This is a genomic window from Buttiauxella sp. BIGb0471 (assembly GCF_024807715.1).
Classification (GTDB): domain Bacteria; phylum Pseudomonadota; class Gammaproteobacteria; order Enterobacterales; family Enterobacteriaceae; genus Buttiauxella; species Buttiauxella agrestis.
Genome location: NZ_JANUEU010000002.1, coordinates 715,770 through 739,891, shown reverse-complemented (window position 1 = coordinate 739,891; position 24,122 = coordinate 715,770). Strand labels below are relative to the sequence as shown.

Below are 24,122 nucleotides of genomic sequence, written 5' to 3'. Positions count from 1 at the left end.
CCGCCTACACCCCAAAGCTTTCACCACAACCACATTCGTGTTGTGCTTTCGGGTTGTTAAATTTGAATATTTCGTTTAATCCTTCATGCACATAATCGACTTCCGTTCCGTCGATAAACGGCATAGCTGAAAGCGGAACCCACAGCTTTGCGCCGTCCGTCTCAAAAAGTAGGTCGTCAGGGTTAGGCTCTTTTACGGTGTCCAGCACGTAGCCAAAGCCCGCGCATCCAGTTTGTTTGATACCCAGACGCACGCCCAAAAACCCCGGCTGTTGACTTGCCAGTTTGCGAATATGTGAGCACGCATCAGGCGTGAGCGTTAGCCCCTTCCAGGCGAAGTCAGTGGGGTCGAAGCTACCGGTTTGCACATCCATAGTTCACCTCTTTTATGTTTTGCCGCCCAAAGGCCAATACCCTATGTTAATGATAACAATTATCAATACAACATCCTGATAACAGGGGTATTCATGAAATGCTGCATTTTTAGGCGTATTAACTAAGGATAGACCCTGCTGAAACTCTTGCAGGTGGTGAAAAGAGCTATTTAACCCACTGAATTGAGAAGGATTTAAATACCGGGCGAATGATTAGGTGATAGAAAGTAAAAGATGTATAGAGAATACCGATTTAAGTGATTGGTGGTTCCAGTGAGCACGATGTTCTTCATCGTCAATGCATAGATGCGTGTTCGCAATACCAGGCGGGTGTTGAATGTTCATTAAGGGGAGTGGTGCGCAATCACAACTTAGGCTATTTTCATTTTCATCAAATACATCTCACCCTGATTTTGTTTAGGGGTTATCTGGCTAGAAATGAGGCTTTTATGAAAAACTTAATACTGGGTGTGATAGCAAAAATTTCTAAAATGGATGCCGAAGCCAAGCAACTGGCGGCAAAAGTCGAAGCTCAGTCTTTGCTGATAGGGGCATTGTTACTGACCATCGGTAAAAATGGCGGTATGAATGAGATGCTTGAAAACGTCCGAAAAGCAATCAATGCAGCTTTAGATGCGGCTGACACTCCCCTGAAGACTGACGCTGAGATACTTTTAAATGAATTCAACAATCTTATTTTGTTAACGCAACTCATGGAAACAAACGATGCTGAGATTGACCTTGATGCTTTGAAGAGCATACCCGGAGAAACAGCGACGGACTGAGTTTATATTAGGGTGGTAAGGCAAGGCATGTCCTTGCCTTTTTGATAAATTGCAATCCGGTAAAACGCACAAAAGATAATTTGATGATAACCATTACAACCGAAAGGTTAATTTTGCGTCCGCATACCATCATGGATTTTGATGTGTGGTATCTGATGTATGCTGACCCTAAAATTTCCACGTGACGAGCTCTCCAGGGTCGGTTACCGTATTTATGATGAGTGTTTATATAAAGGAGCGGAGTGCTTCAAGCTCAAGCGTTTATGGGAAAAGTAATCCACTATTCCCATTTTTCCAAATATTAATAACCGGCAGCTTTGTTAGCCGCTTTTATACGCTTATTCCTTGAGTCTTTTTCATTTTTATCAGTAGCCTGCATTATTCCACCAGCAGCATCTATCCAATCACTTGCTGTACACCCGGATAGTGTCAGGCTCAACATAAGCGCAAACATATACTTCATTTTAACTCCCTTATTTTCTGTCAATGTATAAAAAACGTCCGTGTAATACGCAAAGTATTTGACGCTGAATACGTTATTTTGACAAAAAATTTAAACATGAGCAAAAGGGAATAAGAAGCACAACTGTTTTGCGCATGACGTTACACACTAAAATGCACCTGCAACGCCACGAAATTCGTTATCAAGAAGCGTTGAGAGCTGCCTTATTTGCCTCAAGTGCATCAACCGCACATTGCTGATCCAGATGCCCGCCTGGTGCACCGCCAATACCAATCGCGCCAATAGTCTGGTTATCGACTTTCACAGGAACTCCGCCGCCCAATAATAAGAAGCCCGGAATATCGCGCATATTCTGTGCACCCGCGTTATCCTGAGCACTTTTCATCACATCGCCAGTGGTATTTTTTGTGGTCAGCGCGGTATACGCTTTCATACGGCTGGCCTCAACGGTGTGCGGGCCTGCGTTATCCATGCGCTTAACCACTTTCACTACACCCGCGCGGTCAACAATCGTTACCGCTACGTTGTAGTTTTTGGCGCTACAAGCCTGGATGGCGCTTTGGGCAAGCTTGTCAGCAAACTCGAGAGAGAGATTCTTTTCAGTCAGAACATTACTGGCAAATGCAGGCATTGCCGCCATGCTACTGAACAGAGCAGCCGCTAACAGGATGGATTTTTTCATGGTTTCTTCCCTCAACTCGGAGTGATTAATTGACAAGAGTTAAGGTAACCAACTGCGCGAGTCGAAACCATTCGGGCGAATACCTGGCAAACCTGGTAATTTTACGTAGTTCCTTTTAAACCGCCGTAAACTTTAATCAGTTTCGCCAGAGAATTAATCTCCAGCCGGGCAAATAAACTGGCTCGATGCGCCTCCACGGTTCGTGGTGATAACGAAAGATCGCGCGCCATTTCTTTATTTGATTTGCCCTGCATGATAAGCGCCATCACTTCCTGTTCTCGGGCAGAAAGCGTGGCCAGTTTCGCCTGCAAATCGGCCACGCTTTCACGTTGTTGCTGGGTAAGCTTCTGCTGCTCAAATGCCGCACCGACTGTTTCAATCAACAAGTCCGCATCAATAGGTTTGGTGAGAAACTCAAAAGCCCCGTTTTTAAACGCTCGACGGCAAAGATCGATACTGCCATGGCCGGTCATCATGATAATCGGCAAGGTACTTCCCCTTTGCTCCCAGCTTTCAAGCAACGTAATACCCGATTTACCAGGCATACGAATATCCAAAAGCAAACACCCGTTCAGATGCTGCAACTCAGGCTGAGACGCCAGAAAACTTTGTACGCTGTCATAGGCCTGCGTTTCCCAGCCCATCGTTGCCAGAAGAGCGCTTAATGAAATGCGGATTGCCTCGTCGTCGTCAATTAAGTAGATTCGTTGCGCCATCACGCCTCCTGCTGTGTGAGAGGGAAAACCAGAGTGAAACACGCCCCGCCACTGGCGCTGTTTTGCGCCTGAATACTGCCATTCAACCGCTGCACCAGCGTTTCCGTCAGGGCCATTCCTAGCCCAAGTCCATCTTTACGCGTGGTAAAGAAAGGCATAAAAACTTGCTCTAATGCCTGTTCAGATAACCCCTGCCCGCCATCAGTGACGGTCAGAATAATGCTGTCCGCCGTCTGGGATGCATGAATTGTGACCCAGGCTTTTTCCGTTTTCTGCTGCGCCTGAATCGCGTTATTGAGCAAATTATGGAAGATTTGCTCAATGCCCAATGGCGAGGCGATGAGAGAAGGCAGAGACTCAGGAACCTGGTTAATGACACTGACTTTGCCGCGCTCGATTTCGTTACCCAGCAGCATCGTCACTCGTTCCCATACCTGACGCAAATTGATCGGTTGTAGCGCCTGTTCGTCACTGTGCAATTTTTCACGGAATGCCAGTAGCAGAGCGCTGATGCGTTTAGTTTGCATGACCGACGCATCCAGCAGCGGTTGTGCTTTTTCCGCCTGTTGCTGCTTAATTAAACGCTGTGCCGTTTGCGAATAGCTCAAAATTGCAGTGAGGGGTTGATTCAGTTCATGCACCATGCCTGCAGCGATTTCTCCCATCGCATTCAAACGCGCCAACTCTGAAAAATGGGCGCGTAAATTGGCAATGTTGCGCTGTCGTTTAGTCATCTGATACTGATTATAAAAGTAGATAACGACCGCCCAAAAAACACCCACCAGCAGCAAAACCAACCAGGGCAAACTTCGCCAGTCCGGATTATTTGTCACCAGTAAATTCAAAGGCTGTGAAGGGCTGGCAATGTCCTTTTCCCAACTCCACCAGTCCCCCTTGCCTTCCGCGCCCTGCTTGATAAGCGGCGTATCTTTCCAGCTCAGGCTGAAATGGCGGAATTTCTGGGTGCGAACAAAATCGGCCAGCAACGTCGGCAAATCAATCAATAAAGACCCCTGCGGCGAGTTTATCCAGTATGTGCCGGCACGCGCAGGGTTAATATCCGGGCGCGGCGGCTCATGGGGTTTAGTTTGCCAGCGCAGAATATAGGGGAACTTTTGCTGCACAACTTTCGGGTCGCTACTGTTCGAAAGCAGCGCGAGGATCACATCGTTTTGCGAAAGTTTGACGGTGATGTCGCGATACAAAATACGGAACTCCGCACTTTGCTCCTCATACTGCTGATGCAGCGCATAAACCACGACGCCACCGCCCGACAGCACGGTGAGAATCAGCCAGATGAGTGCTTTACGCATCGCATTCCTTAATGTGGGAAGGGTTGATCGGGAATCAAATCCAGCCTTTTTTACTGAATGTCACTTTCGTCGCTTCATTCAAATCGTAGTTGCTCAGCTCAGAATGTTTAACCCAGGCAATATCCTGAAACTCTTCGTTAAAGGCGACATTACGGTTTGCGCTCACACAGTCAAACATCAGGTAAATCATATAAATTTCTTCTTTTGAACCGTCAGCGTAAGTCTTCACGCGCACATCGTCAGCGAAGGTCCAGGGTTTAATACTGGTAATTTGCAGCTCAGTTCCTAGCTCTTCAGCGATCTCTCGCAGCAACGCTTCTTCCATTTGTTCACCCGGCTCCATTCCACCGCCGGATAACGCCCATTGTCCGGGGAACACACCGCGATCGTCGGCCATCTTGCACAACAGAACTTCACCATTATTTTCTATAATCGGGCAAACGATAACTCTCTGACGCATACGACCTCCCGCTGTCTTTAATTTTGCAAACGTTAGCAGAAATGCGCACGTGAGTCTCACGGGAAGTCACGCTTATGACGCTGATAAGTAATTATTTGCGAGGCGCTTTCCGCAATTCATTCGTGCAGATTTTATTACGCTGGCAATGAATCTAAAGTGACGAACTCATGGCATAACCCGTTCAATTAATCACCGCAAAAAATCGTACTTAGTACGAAAAAAACATTGACACTCGCACATCGTACGACTAAAAATACAACACAAGGACAAAACAGATGATGGAACATTTTGAGTTTATAGAGACGCCGACTTTTGTCAGGCAGCGTGAAGGCTTGTTAGATGATGATACCTTCCAACAGCTTCAGGAATATCTGCTCAGGCAGCATGTCGATGGAGACACTATACGAAACTCCGGTGGCTGTAAAAAGCTGCGCTGGAACCGGCCTGGCACAGGAAAGCGTGGCGGTGTAAGGGTGATATATTATGCGGTTACTCGCAAAGGAAAGTTATATCTATTAACGATTTACGCCAAAAATGTCAAAGACGATATGACCGAAGCGGAGAAATCTGTGCTCAAACGGTTGGCGCATCATCTGGATCTGGCATTGACTATTTTTCACAATGAAAACTCAAGGAAACCAATATGGATAAGCAACTTTTCAACGATCTGGTGCAAAGCATGGAAGAGATGGTTGCCATCGAAAAAGGGGAAATGCAGCCAGGCCGCGTTCATCGCTACCCTTTACCAGATGTAAAAGCATTGCGTGAATCAATAGGTCTAAAACAGGAAGAGTTTGCTCAGGCTGTGGGGGTTAGCCCTTCACTGGTACAAAGCTGGGAGCAAAAGCGCCGCATTCCATCCGGGTCATCGCTAAAAATATTGTTGATGCTCGAACATAATCCAGCGCTTATTAAGGTTCTGCTGGCTATTTAATTACACCACCGCTGTGGTCAGCCGTGATGTGCAACAAAGCCGCCCTTGCTCGTCGCTGATTTCTATTTGCCAGACCTGGTGCCTGCGCCCGACATGCACCGCTTTGCAAACACCGCGCACAATGCCTTCTCGCGCCGATCGCAGATGGTTAGCGTTTACTTCCAGACCCACTATTTTCTGCTCGCCTTCGGTACATAAATATCCGGCTACCGAACCGAGCGTTTCAGCCAACACCACCGATGCGCCACCGTGCAGCAGGCCAAACGGTTGGCGAGTACGGTTATCCACGGGCATAGTGGCTTCCAGTTCATTGTCGCCGATGCGGGTAAATACGATGCCCACGTGTTCCACCATGTTGTCCGCGCCCATTTTATTGAGCGCTTCCAGATTCACTTCACGTCGCCAGATCATCCCATAATCTCCAGTAATGCCTGTAGCGGATGGCGAACACCGTTGCCTTCCACACGTTTGACCTGACTGCGGCACGAATACCCGGTTGCCAGGCAGCGTTGGCGCGGCAGGCGCTGCATTGCCTGGTGCCACGACAGCTCGTAAATCCCCAGTGAGTTAGCATGGTTTTTTACCTCATGCCCGTAGGTTCCAGCCATACCGCAGCAGCCGACGCTAACATTTTCAAGCTTCGCACCTAAGCGCGCAAAAATTGCCGACCATTGGTTTGGCGCCGTAGGCAACGCGGTGACTTCGGTACAATGGCCAAACAGATACCAGGATTCGCCACCAACCGCAGCGGCTTCACGGTTTGCAAGCACACCAGGCAACCATTCATGAACTAATTGAACGTGGAACGCCCCACGATCTTCACCCAACGTTTGTTTGTATTCGTCGCGATAACACAGCACCAGCGCAGGGTCGACACCTACCATCGGCATTCCGAGTTTCGCAACGCGGTTGAGGAATTCAGATGTTTTACGTGCCGTCCTGGCGAACTTTTGCAGGAATCCTTTAATGTGCTGCGCTTTACCGTTGGGTGAAAATGGCAGTACCACCGGCTCCAGTCCCAGCTTTTCAACCAGACGCACAAAATCGGCCACCACTTGCGCATCGTAGTAACTGGTAAACGGGTCTTGTACCACCAGCACTGTTCTGGCTTTCTGTTCAGCGGAGTAGCTTTCCAGCTGTTCAAGCGTGGTATTTGCCGAAGTATGCCCGACCAATTGCTGTTGCAACGAGGGTGTGGAAAGCATCGGCAAATCAATCATGCCAATATGTCTGGCAGACAAATTACGTACCCACGGCTGGCTCATAAAGAAGTTAAACGTCTTCGGCGCACGAGCCATAAGAGGGGCGTAACTTTCTACGGTTGCCACCAGATGATCGCGCATCGGGCGTAAATAGCGGGTGTGATAAAGCTGCAAGAAGCGCGAGCGGAATTCCGGCACATCGATTTTGATTGGGCATTGCGTTGAACACGCTTTGCAGGCCAGGCACCCGGACATTGCCTCTTTCACTTCATGAGAGAAATCGTATTCACCTTTACGAGCATGCCAGGAGTTGCGTGTGCGCTCGATTAAAGTGCGCAGGCTGGCGCGTTTTTCTGGCATCTGTTTTTCAAGTGCATCCGGATCAACCCCGCGATCGGCCAGTAAACGCAGCCATTCGCGCGTTAATGTTGCCCGCCCTTTTGGCGAGTGAATACGATTGCTGGTGATTTTCATCGACGGACACATCGGGCTTTTCACATCGAAGTTAAAGCACAAACCGTTCCCGTTACATTCCATCGCCCCGCGCCACGAGGTACGCACCGCAATGGGGATTTGCCTGTCGAAAGTACCGCGCTTCACCGCATCAACCTGCATCATGGGGTCATCCACACCTAACGGCGGGCAGATTTTCCCAGGGTTCAGGCGGTTATCCGGGTCGAATACCGCTTTGATGCGACGCAGTTCTTCATACAGCGTTTCACCAAAGAACGCCGGACTGTATTCAGCACGGAAGCCCTTACCGTGTTCGCCCCAAAGCAGACCGCCATACTTCGCCGTCAGCGCAACCACATCATCAGAAATGCGCTTCATCAGCACTTCCTGATGCGGATCGGTCATATCCAGCGCAGGGCGCACATGTAAAACACCAGCATCTACATGGCCGAACATGCCATAACTGAGATTGTGGCTGTCGAGCAAAGCGCGGAACTCAGTAATGTAATCGGCCAGATGTTGCGGCGGTACACAGGTATCTTCCGCAAACGGGATTGGTTTCGCCTGCCCTTTCGCGTTACCCAGCAGGCCAACGGCTTTTTTGCGCATGTTATAGATGCGTTCAATGCCTGCCAGTTCTGTACAAACCTGCCAGCCGATAACGCCACCCTCACCCTGGGAAATCAAGGAATCGAGGCGCTCGCACAATGAAGCAACCTGCCCTTCAATTAATTCCAGGTCGTCGCCTGCAAATTCAACGATATTCAGGCCGAGCATTTCTTTGCCGGGAACATCGGTGATTAATTCATTGACTGAGTGCCAGACGATATCTTCTCGCGCCAGGTTCAGGACTTTTGAATCGACAGTTTCGACGGACAGCGCACGTGCCTCCACCATAAACGGTGCATTACGCAGCGCAGAATCAAAAGAGTCGTACTTGATATTCACCAGACGGCGCACTTTCGGCAGGCGCGTGATGTCCAGCTTCGCCTCAGTGATAAACGCCAGCGTGCCTTCCGAACCGCAGAGAATGCGCGTCAAATCGAATTGCGAAAGGGAGTCGTTGAAGACGTGGCGTAGATCGTAGCCGGTCAGGAAACGGTTAAGTTTCGGGAATTTATCGATAATCAACTGGCGCTGCTCACGGCAACGTTCGAGTACGGTGCGATAAATCTTTCCTGTCGGGCTGTCATCGCGCCCTAAATCTTCCGCGAGGGCTGTAGACATAGGATGAGTGTCAAGAATATCGCCGTTCAATAGAACAGCCCGCACGCCCATCACGTGGTCAGAGGTTTTGCCATACACCAACGAGCCTTGCCCGGAGGCGTCGGTGTTGATCATTCCACCGAGCGTTGCGCGGTTGCTGGTAGAAAGCTCAGGCGCGAAGAAATAACCGTAAGGCTTGAGGTATTGGTTCAACTGGTCTTTGATTACCCCGGCTTCCACCCGCACCCAACCCTGCTCAGGATTGATTTCAATGATGCGATTCATGTAGCGCGACATATCAACGACAATGCCAGTATTGAGCGACTGACCGTTGGTCCCCGTACCACCGCCGCGTGGCGTGAAGACCAGAGATTTAAAGCGTTCTTCTGAGGCGAGCCTGGCCAGCAACGCCACATCTGCCGTAGAGCGCGGGAATAACACCGCATCCGGTAACAGCTGATAAATGCTGTTATCGGTCGCCATCGTGAGTCTGTCAGCGTAGCTGGTGGCGGTATCGCCGGTGAAACCTTGTTGTTCCAGTGCCTGTAAAAAATTGAGCACCAATTGAACAAGACCTGGTGCCTGAGATATTTGTGGGATCATTGACGGGTCGACCCTGCCTGACGTTATTAGTTGTGAGTTATCGTTTGCGTTTGCTTCCATTCATTTTTTAACACATTTTTTTAGGACATGCGCGTACGTTTTGTTTCTGTCAAAAACCGTGGAAATACATCATCATTAACACATCCGCTTCGCGGCTTTAACGAAGGCACTTTGCCCGTTATCAGTTATTAAGGTGATTTTATCTATGGTTAAAGTCAGTCAGCCGAAGGATCTGCTACAGATTCTGCTGTCGGTGTTGTTTATCTCGGTGATGATCATCGCCTGCTTATGGGTTGTCCGTCCGTTCGTACTCGGTTTTGCCTGGGCAGGTACCATCGTGCTCGCGACATGGCCCCTGATGCTTAAGGTTCAGAGATTGCTGTGGGGGAAACGCTCCCTTGCCGTTCTGGTGATGACGCTGTTGCTGTTAATGTTATTCGTGATCCCCGTTGCGCTGTTGGTGAACAGCCTGGTGGATAACAGCGGCCCGGTTATCGATTGGGCGACGAAAGGCAATATGGAGCTGCCAAAGTTCGATTGGCTTAACACCATTCCATTGGTGGGCGACAAACTTTACGCAGGCTGGAATGCTCTGGTTGATAGCGGCGGCAGCGCTATTATGGCAAAAATTCGCCCTTATATCGGCACAACGACAACCTGGTTCCTCGGCCAGGCCATTCACGTCGGTAGCTTCCTGATGCATTGCGGCCTGATGCTGTTGTTCAGCGTGCTGCTGTATGCGAAAGGTGAAACGCTGGGTAACGGCATTCGACACTTTGCGTTCCGCCTGGCGGGTAAACGTGGTGATGCGGCGGTATTGCTGGCAGGACAAGCCATTCGTGCCGTCGCATTGGGTGTTGTGGTTACGGCGCTGGTTCAGTCAGTCCTCGGTGGCGTGGGTTTAGCTATTGCAGGCATTCCTAACGCAACGCTACTCACCGTAGTGATGATGCTGTGCTGCCTGGTGCAAATCGGTCCGTTGCTGGTGTTGGTCCCATCAATCGCCTGGTTGTACTGGACCGGTGACACGACCTGGGGCACGGTGCTGCTGGTGTGGAGTTGCGTGGTAGGTACGATGGATAACGTTATCCGCCCGGTTCTGATTCGTATGGGTGCAGACTTACCGATGATCCTGATTCTCTCAGGGGTTATTGGGGGGTTAATTGCATTCGGGATGATTGGTTTGTTTATCGGGCCAGTTCTGTTGGCGGTCTCTTACCGTTTAATTTCAGTGTGGATGCACGAAGCTCCAGCCCCGCAAGATGATCCTAATGAAGTGGTAGAGATTCTGGAAGAGCAGGAATAAACCACGCTAATACTTGTGTTGCTCGCCTGGAATGGGAGCAACACAAGCACATTGATTAACAACGCTTATCAATTCCCCGCGTTTTATCTTCTGTTTAAGCCTTTGATTCTATAACCACGCAGTAATGTGATCTCAACCGTTAACTTCTTATTAACTATTGAGACGAATCCGAGTGACGCTCCAGGGCGAGATGCCTACTATTAGTTCACGGCTATGAATCAACGCATTGATTTATAAGCATGGAAATCCCCTGAGTGAAACAACGAATTGCTGTGTGTAGTCTTTGCCCATCTCTACGATGGGCTTTTTTTTGTAGATCAGTCTTCGACCTCGCAATGACTCACCATCCGCCATTTACCGGTAATAACCCGCGTTTCGCCGGTCACTCGCACAACACCCACACTTCGGATATCCGCACTCGACGCGCCAACACGAATTTCAAACTCGCCCGGTTCCACCACGCGTTCACCATTACGGCGAGTGAAATTGAGCATATCGGTTGGGATGCTGAACGTGAGTCGAGCGCTGGCACCAGGTTCAAGGTGAACACGCTGGAAGGCTTTCAACTCTTGCACCGGGCGCACCATCGACGCCACTTTATCGTGAACATAAAGCTGCACCACTTCGCTACCCGCGACGCTCCCGCTGTTGCGAACGATGACGCTAACCGTCACCACTCCGTTATCGCAAGGAACATTGTCGCTTTCGATTTGTAGCGGGCTGTAGTCGAATTCCGTCCACGTCTTACCGAAGCCAAACGGATAGCGTGAGCCAAAATGGAACGCGAACGGTGTACCGCCGCTTTTGAGTTTATGGTTGTAGTAATACGGCACGGCACCGGCACTTTTCGGGATGGACACCACCAGTCGCCCGCCGGGCTCTGCGCGCCCGGTAAGCACATCGGCGATCGCGTATCCGCCCTCTTGCCCCGGCGCCCAGGCCATCAGCAATGCCGCAACGTTGTCTTCCTGCCCGCCTAAATTATAGGGACGCCCGCCGGTCATCACGACGACCACCGGTTTGCCTGTCGCGATGAGTTGATCGAGTAATTGTTGCTGTACGCCAGGTAGCACCAGGCTATCGGTATCAGAGCCTTCGCCAACGGTGCCACTCTGGAACAAACCGGATAAATCCCCCACACATAACACCACGACATCACTTTGTTCAGCTGTTTTCACCGCATCAGGAATCAAAGAAATATCGTGTGAAACGGGCGATGACTGCATCGGTTTTCCGCCACTGTCGCCAGGGAACACCGGAGCGCCAGCCATGCGTTTTTCGATAATATGGCAGCCTTTGCTGTAGTGAACATTGTCGCTGCCCAGTTGCTCGCGCAGCGCTTGCAATGGCGTGGTCACTTGCGAGGTTTGCTCAAGCATATCGCTGATGATCAGATGCACCGGGAAGCTATAACCACTCAGCAATGCCAGCGGGTCATCAGCCGTCGGGCCAATAACTGCCACGCGGGGTTTGCCGTGCAAAGGCAAAACGCCGTTGTTTTCCAGCATAGTCATGGAACGCGTTGCTACGTCGCGGGCAATTTTTCGGGTCGATTCCGTTTGCAGCGCAACGCCATTTTCATCACGGTAAGGCTGCTCAAACAAGCCAAGGCGGAATTTCTCTTTCAGTACGCGGCTAACAATTTCATCAATCTTTTCCATGGTTATCAGGCCACGTTCCACCGCTTGCGCGAGGTGGCGGGCACAGTCATCTTTCGGCAACTCCACATCCAGGCCAGCGTTAAACGCCAGCGCCGCGGATTCTGCCGCATCGTGCGAAATCCCATGATGCTGGTGTAACAAACTCACACCGCCGTAATCGGCCACTATCAGCCCGTCAAAGCCCCACTGCTCACGCAAAACGGTGGTCATCAGGAATTCATCAGAATGCCCCGGCTGGTTATCAATATCGTGATAGGCCGGCATGACGGAACCGGCATTTGCCAGCTTCACTGCCATTTCAAACGGTAGCAAGAATATGTCATTCAGCTCGCAAAAACCCAGATGCACCGGGGCATGATTACGCGCGCCTTCGCTAAATGAATGGCCAACGTAATGCTTGAGCGTCGCCAGCAGGTCACGTTTTTTACCCTGCAAACCTTTGACGTAATGCGTCGCCATCACGCCCACAAGCCAAGGGTCTTCACCGAAAGTCTCTTCGGTGCGTCCCCAGCGTACATCGCGCGAAACATCAAGCACGGGCGCAAGCCCCTGGTGGCAACCCGTTGAACGGGCTTCCTCACCAATCGCGGCAGCGGCGCGCTCAACAAGGTCTAAATCCCAGGTCGAACCATAATTTAGCGATGAGGGAAATAACGTCGCGTCTTTGCACAATAAACCCACTAAACACTCTTCATGAAACAACGCCGGAATACCCAGGCGAGTCTCTTCCACCAGCGTTTTCTGTAAGCGGTTGGCCGCACGTACGCCCTCTTTCGCCTCCACAATATGCGTGCCTAACGGCCTGGTAATCTGCCCGATGCCAAGTTTAAGGCGCTCAGTCAATACCGCTTGTTCTGTGATACCGGAAAACTCATCGCTCAAATCGGTACGTTCACGATGATTACCGTCGCTTTGTAAAATCAGCCAGTACGCATGCATTTGCGCAAATTTTTCTTCCGGCGTCATACGCGACAGCAAATCGCTGACACGTTCATTTATTTTGCGGTGAGCGTCCTTATAAATGGCTGGCATCATATTCCCCTTTCAAGTTCGGTCATCCGCGCGACTGTCGCGGATATGATATCTAATCATCAATATGAGTGATGAATAGCACAGGGAACAATTGCCAGAATAACCAGCCAGATTACGTTTTTTAGTTTTTAGCCATAACTGTGACGGGATTCAAAAATACAGTGAGTACAAATCTATTTCAGTGCAAAGCGAGGGGGATAAGAGATAACTCCGTCACATTTGATAAGAAACATAAAACACAAATGAAAAATTACAATACTCCTGGCAACATTCACAACATATAACTACTGGCATATTCGGGATTTTAATAAAGGTGAATGTATGTCGGTACTGGCAGAAAAGATTACCAACAAAGAAAAACTGGGGTTTGGCCTTGGCGATGCGGCAAGTCACATCGTTTTTGATTCCTCCGTCGCCATCCTGGCTTATTTTTATACCAATATTTATGGCTTGCCCCCGGCAGTAATGGGGACATTGTTTTTAGTGGTCAGAGTCCTGGATGCGATTACCGACCCTATTATGGGTGCCATCGCCGATCAAACCAAAAGCCGTTGGGGGCGTTTCCGCCCATGGTTATTGATTATCTGCGTACCCTTCGCTGTCAGTTGCGTGCTGGTTTATTCAACACCAGACTTTGAACAAACCGGTAAAATTGTTTATGCCGTCCTCGCATATATATTTATGACGCTAATGTACACAGCGATTAATATTCCCTATTGCTCGCTGGGTGCCGCCATTACTTCTGACCCACAAGAGAACCTCTCTTTGCAGTCCTGGCGTTTCGCCATCGCGCCAATCGGCGGTGCGATGGGTACTGCACTGATTCTTCCGCTGGCTGATTTTATTTCTCCAACAGACAGAGCGGCGGGGATGCAGTGGGCAATGGGTATCTTTGGTGTGATTGGCTGCATAATGTTCCTGGTTTGCTTTATGACAACCCGCGAGCGTATTACGCCAGTCAAAGAAGAAAACCTGAATATTATGCGCGACGTGAAAGTTTTATTGAAAAACGATCAGTGGCGTATTTTGTCAGTTTATAACCTTGCAATGCTGTGCGGTGTTGTCGTGCGCGGTAGTCTGTTAGTTTACTTCGTGCAATATATCCTTAATCAGGGCAGTGGCATTATTTCTATGTTTATGCTCGCCACCACAATAGCCGCTGTATTTGGTAGCTTATTTGCCAAACACCTCGGCGGCTGGATGTGTAAAATTCGGGCTTCTATCTGGATTAACGTCCTTAGCGCATTAGTAGGGTTATTATTCCTGGTATTACCGACTAACTACTGGATCCCTGCCTTCCTGATACATATTTTCCTTAATATTTTGCAAGGCATTAACGCCCCTCTGCAATGGTCGATGATTACCGATGCCAATAACTATGGCGAATGGAAAACCCAGCGTCGTATTACAGGCATGAACGTCGCCGCGAATATCTTCATTATTAAATTGGGCGTGGCAATTGGTGGCGCATTAACGGGTTGGGGTCTGGCGGCGTTTGGGTATCAGGCGGGTGTAGAACAGCAATCTGCTGAAGCCGTACAGGGCGTGTTGATTCTGTTTACGGTGTTACCGGCTATTTTCTACTTAATTACCGCAATCTCGATTCGTTATTATAAATTAACCGAAGAGAGAATGAATATTGTGGTCAGCGATCTGCGTGAAGGGAAATTCCAGACTGAAAGTGAAGTCACTGGGGTGATGACGCCAGGAGCTTTGTAATAAACGATTGGTAGGTCGGGCAAGCGCAGCGCCCCCGACATAATCGACGACAATGGTGGATGGCGCTTAGCTACCCTACAACTTATCCGACCTACAAATATTAAAGGCTCCTCAATGATGAGGAGCCTTTTTTTTACTTATTCGCTTCCGCCAGACTCAGCCAGGTTTGCACAACGGTATCGGGGTTCAGAGAAAGACTGTCTATCCCCTCTTCCATCAACCACGCGGCAAAATCTTCATGGTCCGATGGACCCTGACCACAAATCCCAACATATTTACCCTGTTTCTTCGCCGCTTTGATCGCCATTGACAGTAGCGCTTTCACCGCATCGTTGCGCTCATCAAACAGCTCGGAAACCACGCCGGAATCGCGATCCAGACCGAGAGCTAACTGAGTCATGTCGTTTGAACCGATTGAGAAACCATCGAAGTATTGCAAGAACTCATCAGCCAACAAGGCGTTCGATGGGATCTCACACATCATGATGATTTTCAGTCCGTTTTCTCCACGTTTCAGTCCCTGACGCTCTAGCTCTTCAACCACGGCTTTGGCCTGCGCCACGGTGCGCACGAACGGCACCATCACTTCAACGTTAGTCAGGCCCATTTCGTTGCGCACGCGTTTCATCGCCGCACATTCCAGTGCGAAACACTCACGGAAACTGTCGGCAATATAACGGCCTGCGCCACGGAAACCGAGCATTGGGTTCTCTTCTTCCGGCTCATAACGCTCGCCGCCGACCAGGTTGGCGTATTCGTTAGATTTGAAATCAGAAAGACGAACAATCACACGCTTCGGCCAGAAGGCCGCGCCCAATGTGGCAATCCCTTCGGTCAGGCGACCGACATAAAACTCAACCGGATCGTCATAGCCTTTCATCATTTCACGGATTTCGTTTTGCAAAGCAGGCTCTTGCTGATCAAATTCCAGCAACGCACGCGGATGCACGCCAATCATACGGTTGATGATGAACTCCAGACGCGCCAGCCCCACGCCTTCATTCGGCAGGCAGGCGAAATCAAATGCACGGTCGGGGTTGCCGACGTTCATCATGATTTTCAGCGGCAGGTCCGGCATGGTATCGACGGTGGAACTTTTGATGCTGAAGTCGAGCAGTTCCTGGTAAACATAGCCGGTGTCGCCTTCGGCGCAGGAAACGGTCACATTCTGGTCGTCAGTCATGCGTTCTGTCGCGTCGCCGCAACCCACTACCGCAGGAATCCCCAGTTCACGGGCAATAATCGCCGCATGGCATGTACGCCCGCCCCGGTTGGTGACAATCGCGGCGGCCTTTTTCATGATAGGTTCCCAGTCCGGGTCAGTCATGTCGGTGACTAAAACGTCGCCTGGCTGGATGCGGTTCATCTCGCTGATGTCGTGAATCACTTTCACCGGACCCGCACCAATACGATGGCCGATGGCACGTCCTTCAGCAATGATTTTGCCTTGAGAATGAAGCTGATAACGCTCCATCACCTGGCCCTGAGAACGCACGGTTTCCGGACGAGCCTGGACGATAAACAGCTTGCCAGTATGCCCATCTTTAGCCCACTCGATATCCATCGGGCGGCCATAGTGCTTCTCGATTTGCACCGCTTGCTTCGCCAGTTCCTGCACTTCTTCCGGTGTGATAGAGAACTTATCGCGATCGGCCTGCGGCACATCTTCGATACGCACCTGCTTGCCATGCTCCTGACTTGGCGCGTACACCATACGGATTTTTTTAGAACCCATATTACGACGCACAATCGACGGCTTACCCGCCGCAAGTGTCGGTTTGTGAACGTAGAATTCGTCCGGGTTGACTGCGCCCTGCACCACCATTTCACCCAGGCCGTAAGCGGAGGTGATAAACACCACCTGGTCGAAACCAGATTCAGTGTCGATGGAGAACAGCACGCCGGAAGACGCGAGATCTGAACGCACCATGCGTTGCACACCAGCGGAAAGCGCCACACCACGGTGGTCATAACCCTGGTGAACGCGATAAGAGATAGCGCGGTCGTTAAACAGCGAAGCAAAGACGTGTTTCACGGCAATCAATACCGCGTCATACCCTTGCACATTGAGGAAAGTTTCTTGTTGTCCGGCAAACGATGCATCCGGCATATCTTCGGCTGTCGCTGAGGAACGCACAGCAAAAGAAGCATCAGCATCGTCAGAGGAAAGTTGTTCGTAGGCATCGTGAATGGCTTTTTCCAGCTCAGGCTGGAAAGGCGTGTCGATTATCCATTGGCGGATTTGCGCACCTGCTTTTGCAAGCTCAGTGACATCATCAATATCCGTTTTATCCAGCAGCTCATAAATACGCTGGTTCACCCCACTTTGGTCAAGAAACAAGTTAAACGCTTCGGCCGTGGTGGCAAAACCATTTGGCACGGAAACACCCATACCAGAAAGGTTAGTAATCATTTCACCCAGAGAGGCATTTTTGCCCCCGACCCTGTCTACATCATTCATGCCGAGTTGGTTGTACCAAAGCACCAGCGGTGACGAGTTGGACATCGAAACAATCCTTTTGTGATATATGAATGAGAAATACATTACATCCTTTTTAGATTGGCATAATTAGATGAGGGAATAAAACAGGTGAATCGTTCAAGCAAAATAAAAATTTGAATTTTTCAGATATATTTACATTTTGCATAAACCCTTGATTCTTAATTTAATCCCTATATTAATAATGGTTTAATCAAAGATTAAAAATGAACCGTGCATTTCATTAAAAATAAAAACTACGTTTCATTTTTAATTTTGAGATGAGTATGATCCCGAAGTGTGTTGTTTTAATTTATGCTTTACGAAATTGACGAATAAATATCAGGGACAATAAATGGATAACGCGGCAGACAGACAAGTTTTTTATATCTCCGATGGCACCGCCATTACCGCTGAAGTGCTCGGACATGCGGTGATGTCGCAGTTTCCGGTTGCGATTAACAGTATTACGCTGCCGTTTGTGGAAAACGAAAGCCGGGCGAATGCGGTGAAGGAGCAAATCAATGCTCTTTACCTAAAATCCGGTGTTCGTCCACTGGTGTTTTACTCCATCGTTATCCCGGAAATTCGCGACATTATTTTGCAAAGCGAAGGTTTTTGTCAGGATATCGTGCAAGCGTTAGTCGCCCCTTTACAGCAAGAATTGAAGCTTGAACCAACGCCCATTGCCCACCGTACTCACGGCCTGAATCCAGGCAACTTAATTAAATACGATGCGCGTATCGCCGCGATTGATTACACACTCGCGCATGATGACGGCATTTCGATGCGCAACCTCGACCAGGCACAGGTGATTTTGCTCGGCGTTTCACGCTGTGGCAAAACCCCGACCAGTTTGTACCTCGCAATGCAATTTGGTATCCGGGCGGCAAACTACCCGTTTATTGCCGATGATATGGATAATATTCAACTCCCTGCGGTGCTTAAGCCGCTGCAACATAAACTTTTCGGCCTGACAATCAATCCTGAGCGCCTCGCGGCGATTCGCGAAGAACGCCGTGAAAACAGCCGTTACGCATCCATGCGCCAGTGCCGTCTTGAAGTTGCCGAAGTTGAAGCGCTGTTTCGCAAGAACCAGATTCGCTATCTCAACAGCACCAATTATTCGGTGGAAGAGATGGCAACTAAGATCCTCGATATCATGGGATTGAATCGCCGCATGTACTAACAAACTAGTTCAAAGGTGCAATTTTGTATGGTAGGGTGTACGCAATCTGGTGGTAACGATTCAGTTTTACGGTTGAATTCAACATAAATTGGTTTATCGTGACTGCCATCACTTCCCGGTATTCCTGCCGAGCTGAAGACAAATTTTCTGAGACACCCAATGAACAAAACAGATGAATTGCGCACCGCGCGCATCGACAGTCTGGTAACACCTGCGGAACTGGCACAGCGCCTGACGGTTTCCCAGGACGTTGCGCAAAATGTGACTGCCGCGCGTCGTCGTATCGAAAAGATCCTCAATGGCGAAGACAATCGGTTACTGGTGATTGTTGGCCCTTGCTCAATCCACGACCTGGATGCGGCGATGGATTACGCGCGCCGCCTGCAAACTGCGCGTGAAAAACACCAGCATCGCCTTGAAATTGTCATGCGGACGTATTTCGAGAAGCCGCGCACCGTGGTTGGCTGGAAAGGTTTGATTTCCGATCCTGATTTAAACGGCAGCTATCGAGTGAATCACGGCATTGAGCAGGCTCGCCGTTTACTGCTGCAAGTGAACGAGCTGGGCGTGCCGACCGCCACCGAATTCCTCGATATGGTCACAGGCCAATATATTGCCGATTTAATTAGCTGGGGCGCGATTGGTGCGCGAACCACTGAAAGCCAGATTCATCGTGAAATGGCCTCAGCCCTTTCCTGCCCGGTCGGATTCAAAAATGGCACCGATGGCAATACGCGTATTGCCGTTGATGCCATTCGTGCCGCACGCGCCAGCCACATGTTCCTGTCGCCGGATAAAAACGGTCAGATGACCATTTACCAGACCAGCGGTAATCCGTACGGCCATATCATTATGCGCGGCGGCAAACAGCCGAACTACCACGCAGCCGATATTGCCGCCGCTTGCGATAGCCTGCATGAGTTTGATTTACCAGAACAATTGGTCATTGATTTCAGCCACGGCAACTGCCAGAAACAGCACCGTCGCCAGCTCGAAGTGTGCGAAAACGTGTGTAACCAAATCCGCAACGGTTCCCGTGCGATTGCCGGTGTAATGGCCGAAAGTTTTATTCGCGAAGGCACGCAGAAAATTGTTGCCGGGCAACCATTGGTTTATGGCCAGTCTATTACCGACCCTTGCCTGAGCTGGGAAGATACTGAGACATTGCTCGATATGCTGGCTGACGCAACAGACAGCCGCTTCTGATTTTTCGAGTCCCCTCTCCTGGGGGAGAGGGCCAGGGTGAGGGCGTCCGATACCTGAACATTTTCTCTGCCTGAAGTCTGGGTCCCCTCATCCCAACCTTCTCCCCCAGGAGAAGGAGAAAACCAATCCTTCCCCAAAATTGATCCATTCACAAATTTCTTACAAATAACACTTGATGATGAAACACAGTTTATTGATAATGATTATCATTGTTACATTGATTGTCATTTGTATACAGAGTGAAACATGGATAAAACATTCGCCCCTACGAATTCGCAATCTGCGGCCGTTCCCCGTCAGATAGACAGTAAAGCCTTGCTCGGCCCTGACGGGCGAGTGGTTATTGTCCACGAAGGCCAACAATATCAATTACGTCAGACCCAGGCAGGAAAGTTAATCCTGACCAAGTAAACAAAAAATAGCCTTACTACTACGCAAGCCACCCAGGTTTTTCACCATCCCCAGGCAGCCAGCGCTTTTAATTTTCTTATGGAGATTTGCGCATGCCTGCTTTACACACAGTCGGATTCCGTCTGTCATTACTGACTGTTGCGGTATTTTCCGCCCTGCCCGCCAGTGCAAAAGATGATCAAATGACCGTTGTCGCCACGGGAAACCAACGCAGCACCTTCGAAGCGCCAATGATGGTTACCGTCATTGATGGCGATACTCCTGAAGGCCAGACAACCTCTTCTGCCGCTGATATGTTGCGTAAGGTTCCGGGGATTACCGTTTCCGGCTCAGGTCGCACCAACGGTCAGGACATCAATATGCGTGGATATGACCGCCGTGGTGTGTTGATGCTGGTTGACGGCGTCCGTCAGGGAACTGATACCGGGCACCTCAACAGCACGTTTATCGATCCGGCGTTGATCAAGCGTATCGAAGTGGTGCGTGGCCCTTCTGCTCTGCTCTACGGCAGCGGTGCGTTAGGCGGGGTAATCTCATATGAAACCGCTGATGCCAGCGATTTGCTGTACGAAGGCCAAAACAGCGGATACCGCGTATTTGGAACAGGAGCCACTGGCGACCACAGCGTTGGCATGGGCGCCAGTGCTTTTGGCCGCACCGACAATCTTGACGGTCTGGTGGCCTGGTCAAGCCGCGATCGGGGTGATATTCGCCAGAGCGACGGTGAAACGGCTCCTAACGATGAAAGCATCAGTAACTTCCTGACCAAAGGCACATGGTATATCGACCCGGCACAATCTCTGGGTGGCTCCCTGCGATACTACAATAACGCCGCTCGTGAACCCAAAAACCCGCAAACGACGACTGCTGACCCAAGCAATCCGATGGTTGATCGCTCAACCATTCAGCGTGACGCACAGGTGAAATATCATATCGGGCCGGAGCAAAGTGACTGGCTGAATGCTGATGCCACCGCTTACTGGTCCGAAGCGCGTATTAATGCCCAGGGTCAAACCGATGGATCTGAATTCCGCAAACAGACCACAACGGGCGGCAAACTTGAAAACCGCAGCCGCCTGTTTACCGACAGCTTCGCCGCACATTTGCTGACTTATGGTGGTGAATATTACCGCCAGGATCAAAAACCAGGTGGCAACACAACCGGCTTCCCACAGGCCAATATCGACTTCGGCTCTGGCTGGTTGCAGGATGAAATCACCCTGCGCGACCTGCCTGTTTCTATTCTCGCAGGCACACGTTATGACGATTACAGCGGCAGTAGCGACGGCTATCAGGATGTGAATGCTGACGAATGGTCATCTCGTGGCGCTCTGTCCGTTACGCCAACCGACTGGCTGATGTTGTTCGGTTCTTACGCACAAGCCTTCCGCGCCCCGACGATGGGCGAAATGTATAACGACGCGAAACACTTCTCGATTGGTTCCCGTTACACCAACTATTGGGTTCCGAACCCTAACCTGCGCCCTGAAACCAACGAAACTCAGGAATACGGTTTCGGCCTGCGCTTTGACGATTTAATGCTGGCTGACGACGGCATTGAATTCAAAGCCAGCTACTTCGATACCAAAGCGGAAGACTATATTTCAACTACCGTCGATTTCGCCCGCGCGACCACCATGTCTTACAACGTCCCTAACGCAAAAATTTGGGGCTGGGATATGACGGCGAAATACACCAGTGCCTGGTTCAGCCTGGATCTGGCTTATAACCGCACCCGCGGGAAAGACACCGACACCGGTGAGTGGATTTCAAGTCTGAACCCGGACACCGTCACCAGCATTCTTGACGTTCCCGTTGCACAAAGCGGCTTCTCCGTAGGCTGGGTTGGCACATTTGCTGAAAGTTCCACGCATATCAGCAGCAGCTATAGCGCGCAGCCAGGCTATGGCGTGAATGATTTCTATATCAGTTATACCGGCCAGCAGCAGTTGCGCGGGCTAACCACTTCCCTGGTACTGGGTAACGCCTTTGATAAGGAATACTGGTCGCCACAGGGGCTCCCTCAAGATGGCCGTAACGGCAAAATCTTCGTTAGTTATCAATGGTAAGGAAGCAATATGACTCAGCGTTATGAAAACTGGTTGCAGCTAAAACAACAGAACCCTAAAAAATATGCTCGCGACATCGCAAAACTGATGAATATCAGCGAAGCCGAATTAACTCATGCCCGCGTCGGGCATGATGCCTGGCGCTTGAAAGGCGAAGTGCGCGACATCCTCACCTCTCTGGAAAGCGTGGGTGAGATTAAGTCCATCTGCCGGAATGAATATGCGGTACATGAGCACATCGGGCGCTTCGAGAATCAGCAATTGCACGGTCACGCCGGGCTGGTTCTTAACCCTCGTGCGCTGGACTTGCGTCTGTTCCTGAATCAGTGGGCTTTCGCCTTCCACGTTCGTGAAGAAACTGCACGCGGTGAACGTCAAAGCATTCAATTCTTTGACCATCAGGGTGATGCACTGCTAAAGGTTTACACCACTGACAACACGGATTTTGCAGCCTGGGGCCAGGTTCTCGCGACGTATATTTATGCCGACAACCCGGAGCTTGAACTGCAAGCGGCGGAAGAAAGTGTCATGACGCCAGCTGTTGATGGCCGCCTTGTTGAAGATGAATGGCGTGCCATGCGTGACGTGCATCAGTTCTTCGGGCTGCTCAAACGCCACCAGCTCACGCGCCAACAAGCGTTCCGACTGGTCGCAGAAGATCTGGCGTGCCAGGTTGATAACAGCGCTCTGTCACAACTGCTGGCGATGGCTAAGCAAGACAAAAACGAAATCATGGTGTTTGTTGGTAACAAGGGCAGCGTGCAGATTTTCACTGGCGTCGTTGAAAAAGTCGTGCCGATGGACAACTGGATTAACATTTTTAACCCGCAATTCACGCTGCACTTGCTGGCTGACACCATCGCTGAAAGCTGGATCACACGTAAGCCAAGCGGCGACGGTTTTGTTACCAGCCTTGAATTGTTTGCCGCCGACGGCACGCAAATCGCCCAACTTTACGGCCAACGTACTGAAGGCGAACCGGAGCAACAACAGTGGCGCACTCAGCTTGAGGCGCTGGTAAGCAAAGGGCTGGCCGCATGAAACGCTGGCTAATTGCCCTGCTTGCAATGCCTGTGGTTGTCACCGCCAGTGAACGGGTGGTAGCAATTGGTGGCGACGTGACAGAAATTGCCTATGCATTAGGTGCGAGCGACCAGTTAGTCGCTCGTGACAGCACCAGTCTGCATCCGGCGGCGGCAACCAAACTGCCTGACGTTGGCTATATGCGTCAGCTTAATGCCGAGGGGATTCTGGCAATGCGCCCAACGTTGGTGCTGGCGAGCGCGCAGGCGAAACCTTCACTTGCGCTGGAGCAGGTTGCCAGCAGCCACGTCAAAGTCGTGACGATTCCCGCCACAAATTCGCTGGATGGGATTGATGACAAGATTGCTGCAGTAGCGCAGGCCATGGGAAAAACGGCCCAGGGCGACGCTTTGCGACAGCAAGTCCATACCAGGCTGGAGGCGATTCCTGAAAACCCACTGCCGGTAAAAGTGCTGTTTATCATGAGTCATGGCGGCATGACCGCGATGGCCGCCGGGCAAGAAACTGCGGCAGATGCCGCGATTCATGCCGCAGGTTTGCAAAATGCCATGCAGGGTTTCAAGCGTTATCAGCCCATGTCGCAGGAGGGTGTGATTGCCAGCCAGCCACAACTGGTGCTGGTCACTGCCGATGGCGTGAAAACACTGGGCGGTGAAGATAACGTCTGGAAGTTACCGGGGCTTGCGCAAACCCCTGCCGGGAAAAACCGCCAACTATTAGTGGTGGATGATATGGCTCTGCTGGGTTTTGGCCTGCAAACACCGGATGCGATTCTTGCATTACGTCATAAAGCGGAGCAATTGCCTTGATACGTCG

At 50.5% G+C, this 24,122-nt stretch carries 21 protein-coding genes and 1 other RNA gene; 12 read left to right on the top strand and 10 right to left on the bottom strand.

The features are described 5' to 3' along the window. Window positions 1-4: 4 nt before the first annotated feature. Window positions 5-373, bottom strand: coding sequence for a Fe-S cluster assembly scaffold SufA (gene sufA, locus M2371_RS10100; protein ID WP_115629157.1), 369 nt, complete (start codon window positions 371-373; stop codon window positions 5-7). A 449-nt stretch (window positions 374-822) separates the two neighbouring features. On the opposite strand from sufA, the gene iraP reads away from it, so the two are divergent. Beyond that, window positions 823-1,158 (top strand): anti-adapter protein IraP, encoded by a 336-nt coding sequence (iraP, locus tag M2371_RS10095; RefSeq protein WP_172896133.1) that lies wholly within the window; start codon window positions 823-825, stop codon window positions 1,156-1,158. Between the two features lie 301 nt (window positions 1,159-1,459). On the opposite strand, the gene M2371_RS10090 is transcribed toward iraP, so the two are convergent. The 5 genes from M2371_RS10090 to nudI form a co-directional block, all read right to left on the bottom strand. After that, window positions 1,460-1,621: a hypothetical protein gene (locus M2371_RS10090; protein WP_259267622.1), complete on the bottom strand. Its 162-nt coding sequence runs from the start codon at window positions 1,619-1,621 to the stop codon at window positions 1,460-1,462. A gap of 181 nt (window positions 1,622-1,802) precedes the next feature. Continuing rightward, a complete protein-coding gene (locus tag M2371_RS10085) occupies window positions 1,803-2,303 on the bottom strand; it encodes a heme-binding protein (protein ID WP_172894617.1) in 501 nt (166 codons plus the stop codon). A gap of 101 nt (window positions 2,304-2,404) precedes the next feature. Then, window positions 2,405-3,019, bottom strand: coding sequence for a response regulator transcription factor (locus M2371_RS10080; RefSeq protein ID WP_259267621.1), 615 nt, complete (start codon window positions 3,017-3,019; stop codon window positions 2,405-2,407). Then, a complete protein-coding gene (locus M2371_RS10075; protein ID WP_259267620.1) occupies window positions 3,019-4,332 on the bottom strand; it encodes a sensor histidine kinase in 1,314 nt (437 codons plus the stop codon). The genes M2371_RS10080 and M2371_RS10075 overlap by 1 nt, the downstream gene beginning before the upstream one ends. A 34-nt stretch (window positions 4,333-4,366) precedes the next feature. Beyond that, the gene (nudI, locus tag M2371_RS10070) at window positions 4,367-4,792 is read right to left on the bottom strand and encodes a nucleoside triphosphatase NudI (RefSeq protein ID WP_259267619.1); all 426 of its coding nucleotides are present in this window, start codon (window positions 4,790-4,792) and stop codon (window positions 4,367-4,369) included. A 275-nt stretch (window positions 4,793-5,067) separates the two neighbouring features. On the opposite strand from nudI, the gene M2371_RS21585 reads away from it, so the two are divergent. Then, entirely contained in the window at window positions 5,068-5,547 is a 480-nt protein-coding gene (locus M2371_RS21585) for a type II toxin-antitoxin system RelE/ParE family toxin (protein WP_404979385.1), read from the top strand. After that, window positions 5,436-5,726, top strand: a complete 291-nt coding sequence (nadS, locus tag M2371_RS10060; protein ID WP_034494842.1) for a NadS family protein — start codon at window positions 5,436-5,438, stop codon at window positions 5,724-5,726. Before M2371_RS21585 ends, nadS begins: the two co-directional genes overlap by 112 nt. On the opposite strand, the gene menI is transcribed toward nadS, so the two are convergent. Further along, window positions 5,727-6,137, bottom strand: coding sequence for a 1,4-dihydroxy-2-naphthoyl-CoA hydrolase (gene menI / locus M2371_RS10055; RefSeq protein WP_172894628.1), 411 nt, complete (start codon window positions 6,135-6,137; stop codon window positions 5,727-5,729). Then, window positions 6,134-9,190, bottom strand: coding sequence for an FAD-binding and (Fe-S)-binding domain-containing protein (locus tag M2371_RS10050; protein ID WP_259267618.1), 3,057 nt, complete (start codon window positions 9,188-9,190; stop codon window positions 6,134-6,136). Before M2371_RS10050 ends, menI begins: the two co-directional genes overlap by 4 nt. A 205-nt stretch (window positions 9,191-9,395) precedes the next feature. On the opposite strand from M2371_RS10050, the gene ydiK reads away from it, so the two are divergent. Further along, complete coding sequence (gene ydiK, locus M2371_RS10045) at window positions 9,396-10,496, top strand: AI-2E family transporter YdiK (RefSeq protein ID WP_172894633.1); 1,101 nt, start codon at window positions 9,396-9,398, stop codon at window positions 10,494-10,496. Window positions 10,497-10,703: 207 nt separating this feature from the next. After that, window positions 10,704-10,810, top strand: an RNA gene (gene rprA / locus M2371_RS10040) — antisense sRNA RprA. 3 nt (window positions 10,811-10,813) lie between these two features. On the opposite strand, the gene M2371_RS10035 is transcribed toward rprA, so the two are convergent. After that, the gene (locus M2371_RS10035; protein ID WP_259267617.1) at window positions 10,814-13,189 is read right to left on the bottom strand and encodes a glycoside hydrolase family 3 N-terminal domain-containing protein; all 2,376 of its coding nucleotides are present in this window, start codon (window positions 13,187-13,189) and stop codon (window positions 10,814-10,816) included. Window positions 13,190-13,510: 321 nt separating this feature from the next. Here M2371_RS10035 and M2371_RS10030 point away from each other — a divergent pair, with 321 nt between their 5' ends. Continuing rightward, complete coding sequence (locus M2371_RS10030; protein WP_259267616.1) at window positions 13,511-14,908, top strand: glycoside-pentoside-hexuronide (GPH):cation symporter; 1,398 nt, start codon at window positions 13,511-13,513, stop codon at window positions 14,906-14,908. A gap of 133 nt (window positions 14,909-15,041) precedes the next feature. On the opposite strand, the gene ppsA is transcribed toward M2371_RS10030, so the two are convergent. After that, the gene (gene ppsA, locus M2371_RS10025) at window positions 15,042-17,453 is read right to left on the bottom strand and encodes a phosphoenolpyruvate synthase (RefSeq protein WP_259267615.1); all 2,412 of its coding nucleotides are present in this window, start codon (window positions 17,451-17,453) and stop codon (window positions 15,042-15,044) included. A gap of 289 nt (window positions 17,454-17,742) precedes the next feature. Between ppsA and M2371_RS10020 the strand changes: the two genes are divergently transcribed. The 6 genes from M2371_RS10020 to M2371_RS09995 all read left to right on the top strand — a co-directional run bounded on the left by M2371_RS10020 (window position 17,743) and on the right by M2371_RS09995 (window position 24,115). Then, window positions 17,743-18,576, top strand: coding sequence for a pyruvate, water dikinase regulatory protein (locus M2371_RS10020; RefSeq protein ID WP_034494827.1), 834 nt, complete (start codon window positions 17,743-17,745; stop codon window positions 18,574-18,576). A gap of 159 nt (window positions 18,577-18,735) precedes the next feature. Continuing rightward, window positions 18,736-19,782: a 3-deoxy-7-phosphoheptulonate synthase AroH gene (aroH, locus tag M2371_RS10015; RefSeq protein ID WP_034494825.1), complete on the top strand. Its 1,047-nt coding sequence runs from the start codon at window positions 18,736-18,738 to the stop codon at window positions 19,780-19,782. 246 nt (window positions 19,783-20,028) lie between these two features. Continuing rightward, the gene (gene hemP, locus M2371_RS10010; protein ID WP_034494823.1) at window positions 20,029-20,193 is read left to right on the top strand and encodes a hemin uptake protein HemP; all 165 of its coding nucleotides are present in this window, start codon (window positions 20,029-20,031) and stop codon (window positions 20,191-20,193) included. Window positions 20,194-20,285: 92 nt separating this feature from the next. Further along, window positions 20,286-22,262 (top strand): TonB-dependent hemoglobin/transferrin/lactoferrin family receptor, encoded by a 1,977-nt coding sequence (locus M2371_RS10005; RefSeq protein WP_259267614.1) that lies wholly within the window; start codon window positions 20,286-20,288, stop codon window positions 22,260-22,262. A 9-nt stretch (window positions 22,263-22,271) separates the two neighbouring features. After that, window positions 22,272-23,303, top strand: coding sequence for a hemin-degrading factor (locus M2371_RS10000; protein ID WP_259267613.1), 1,032 nt, complete (start codon window positions 22,272-22,274; stop codon window positions 23,301-23,303). Then, a complete protein-coding gene (locus M2371_RS09995) occupies window positions 23,300-24,115 on the top strand; it encodes a hemin ABC transporter substrate-binding protein (protein ID WP_259267612.1) in 816 nt (271 codons plus the stop codon). The genes M2371_RS10000 and M2371_RS09995 overlap by 4 nt, the downstream gene beginning before the upstream one ends. Window positions 24,116-24,122 lie beyond the last annotated feature (7 nt).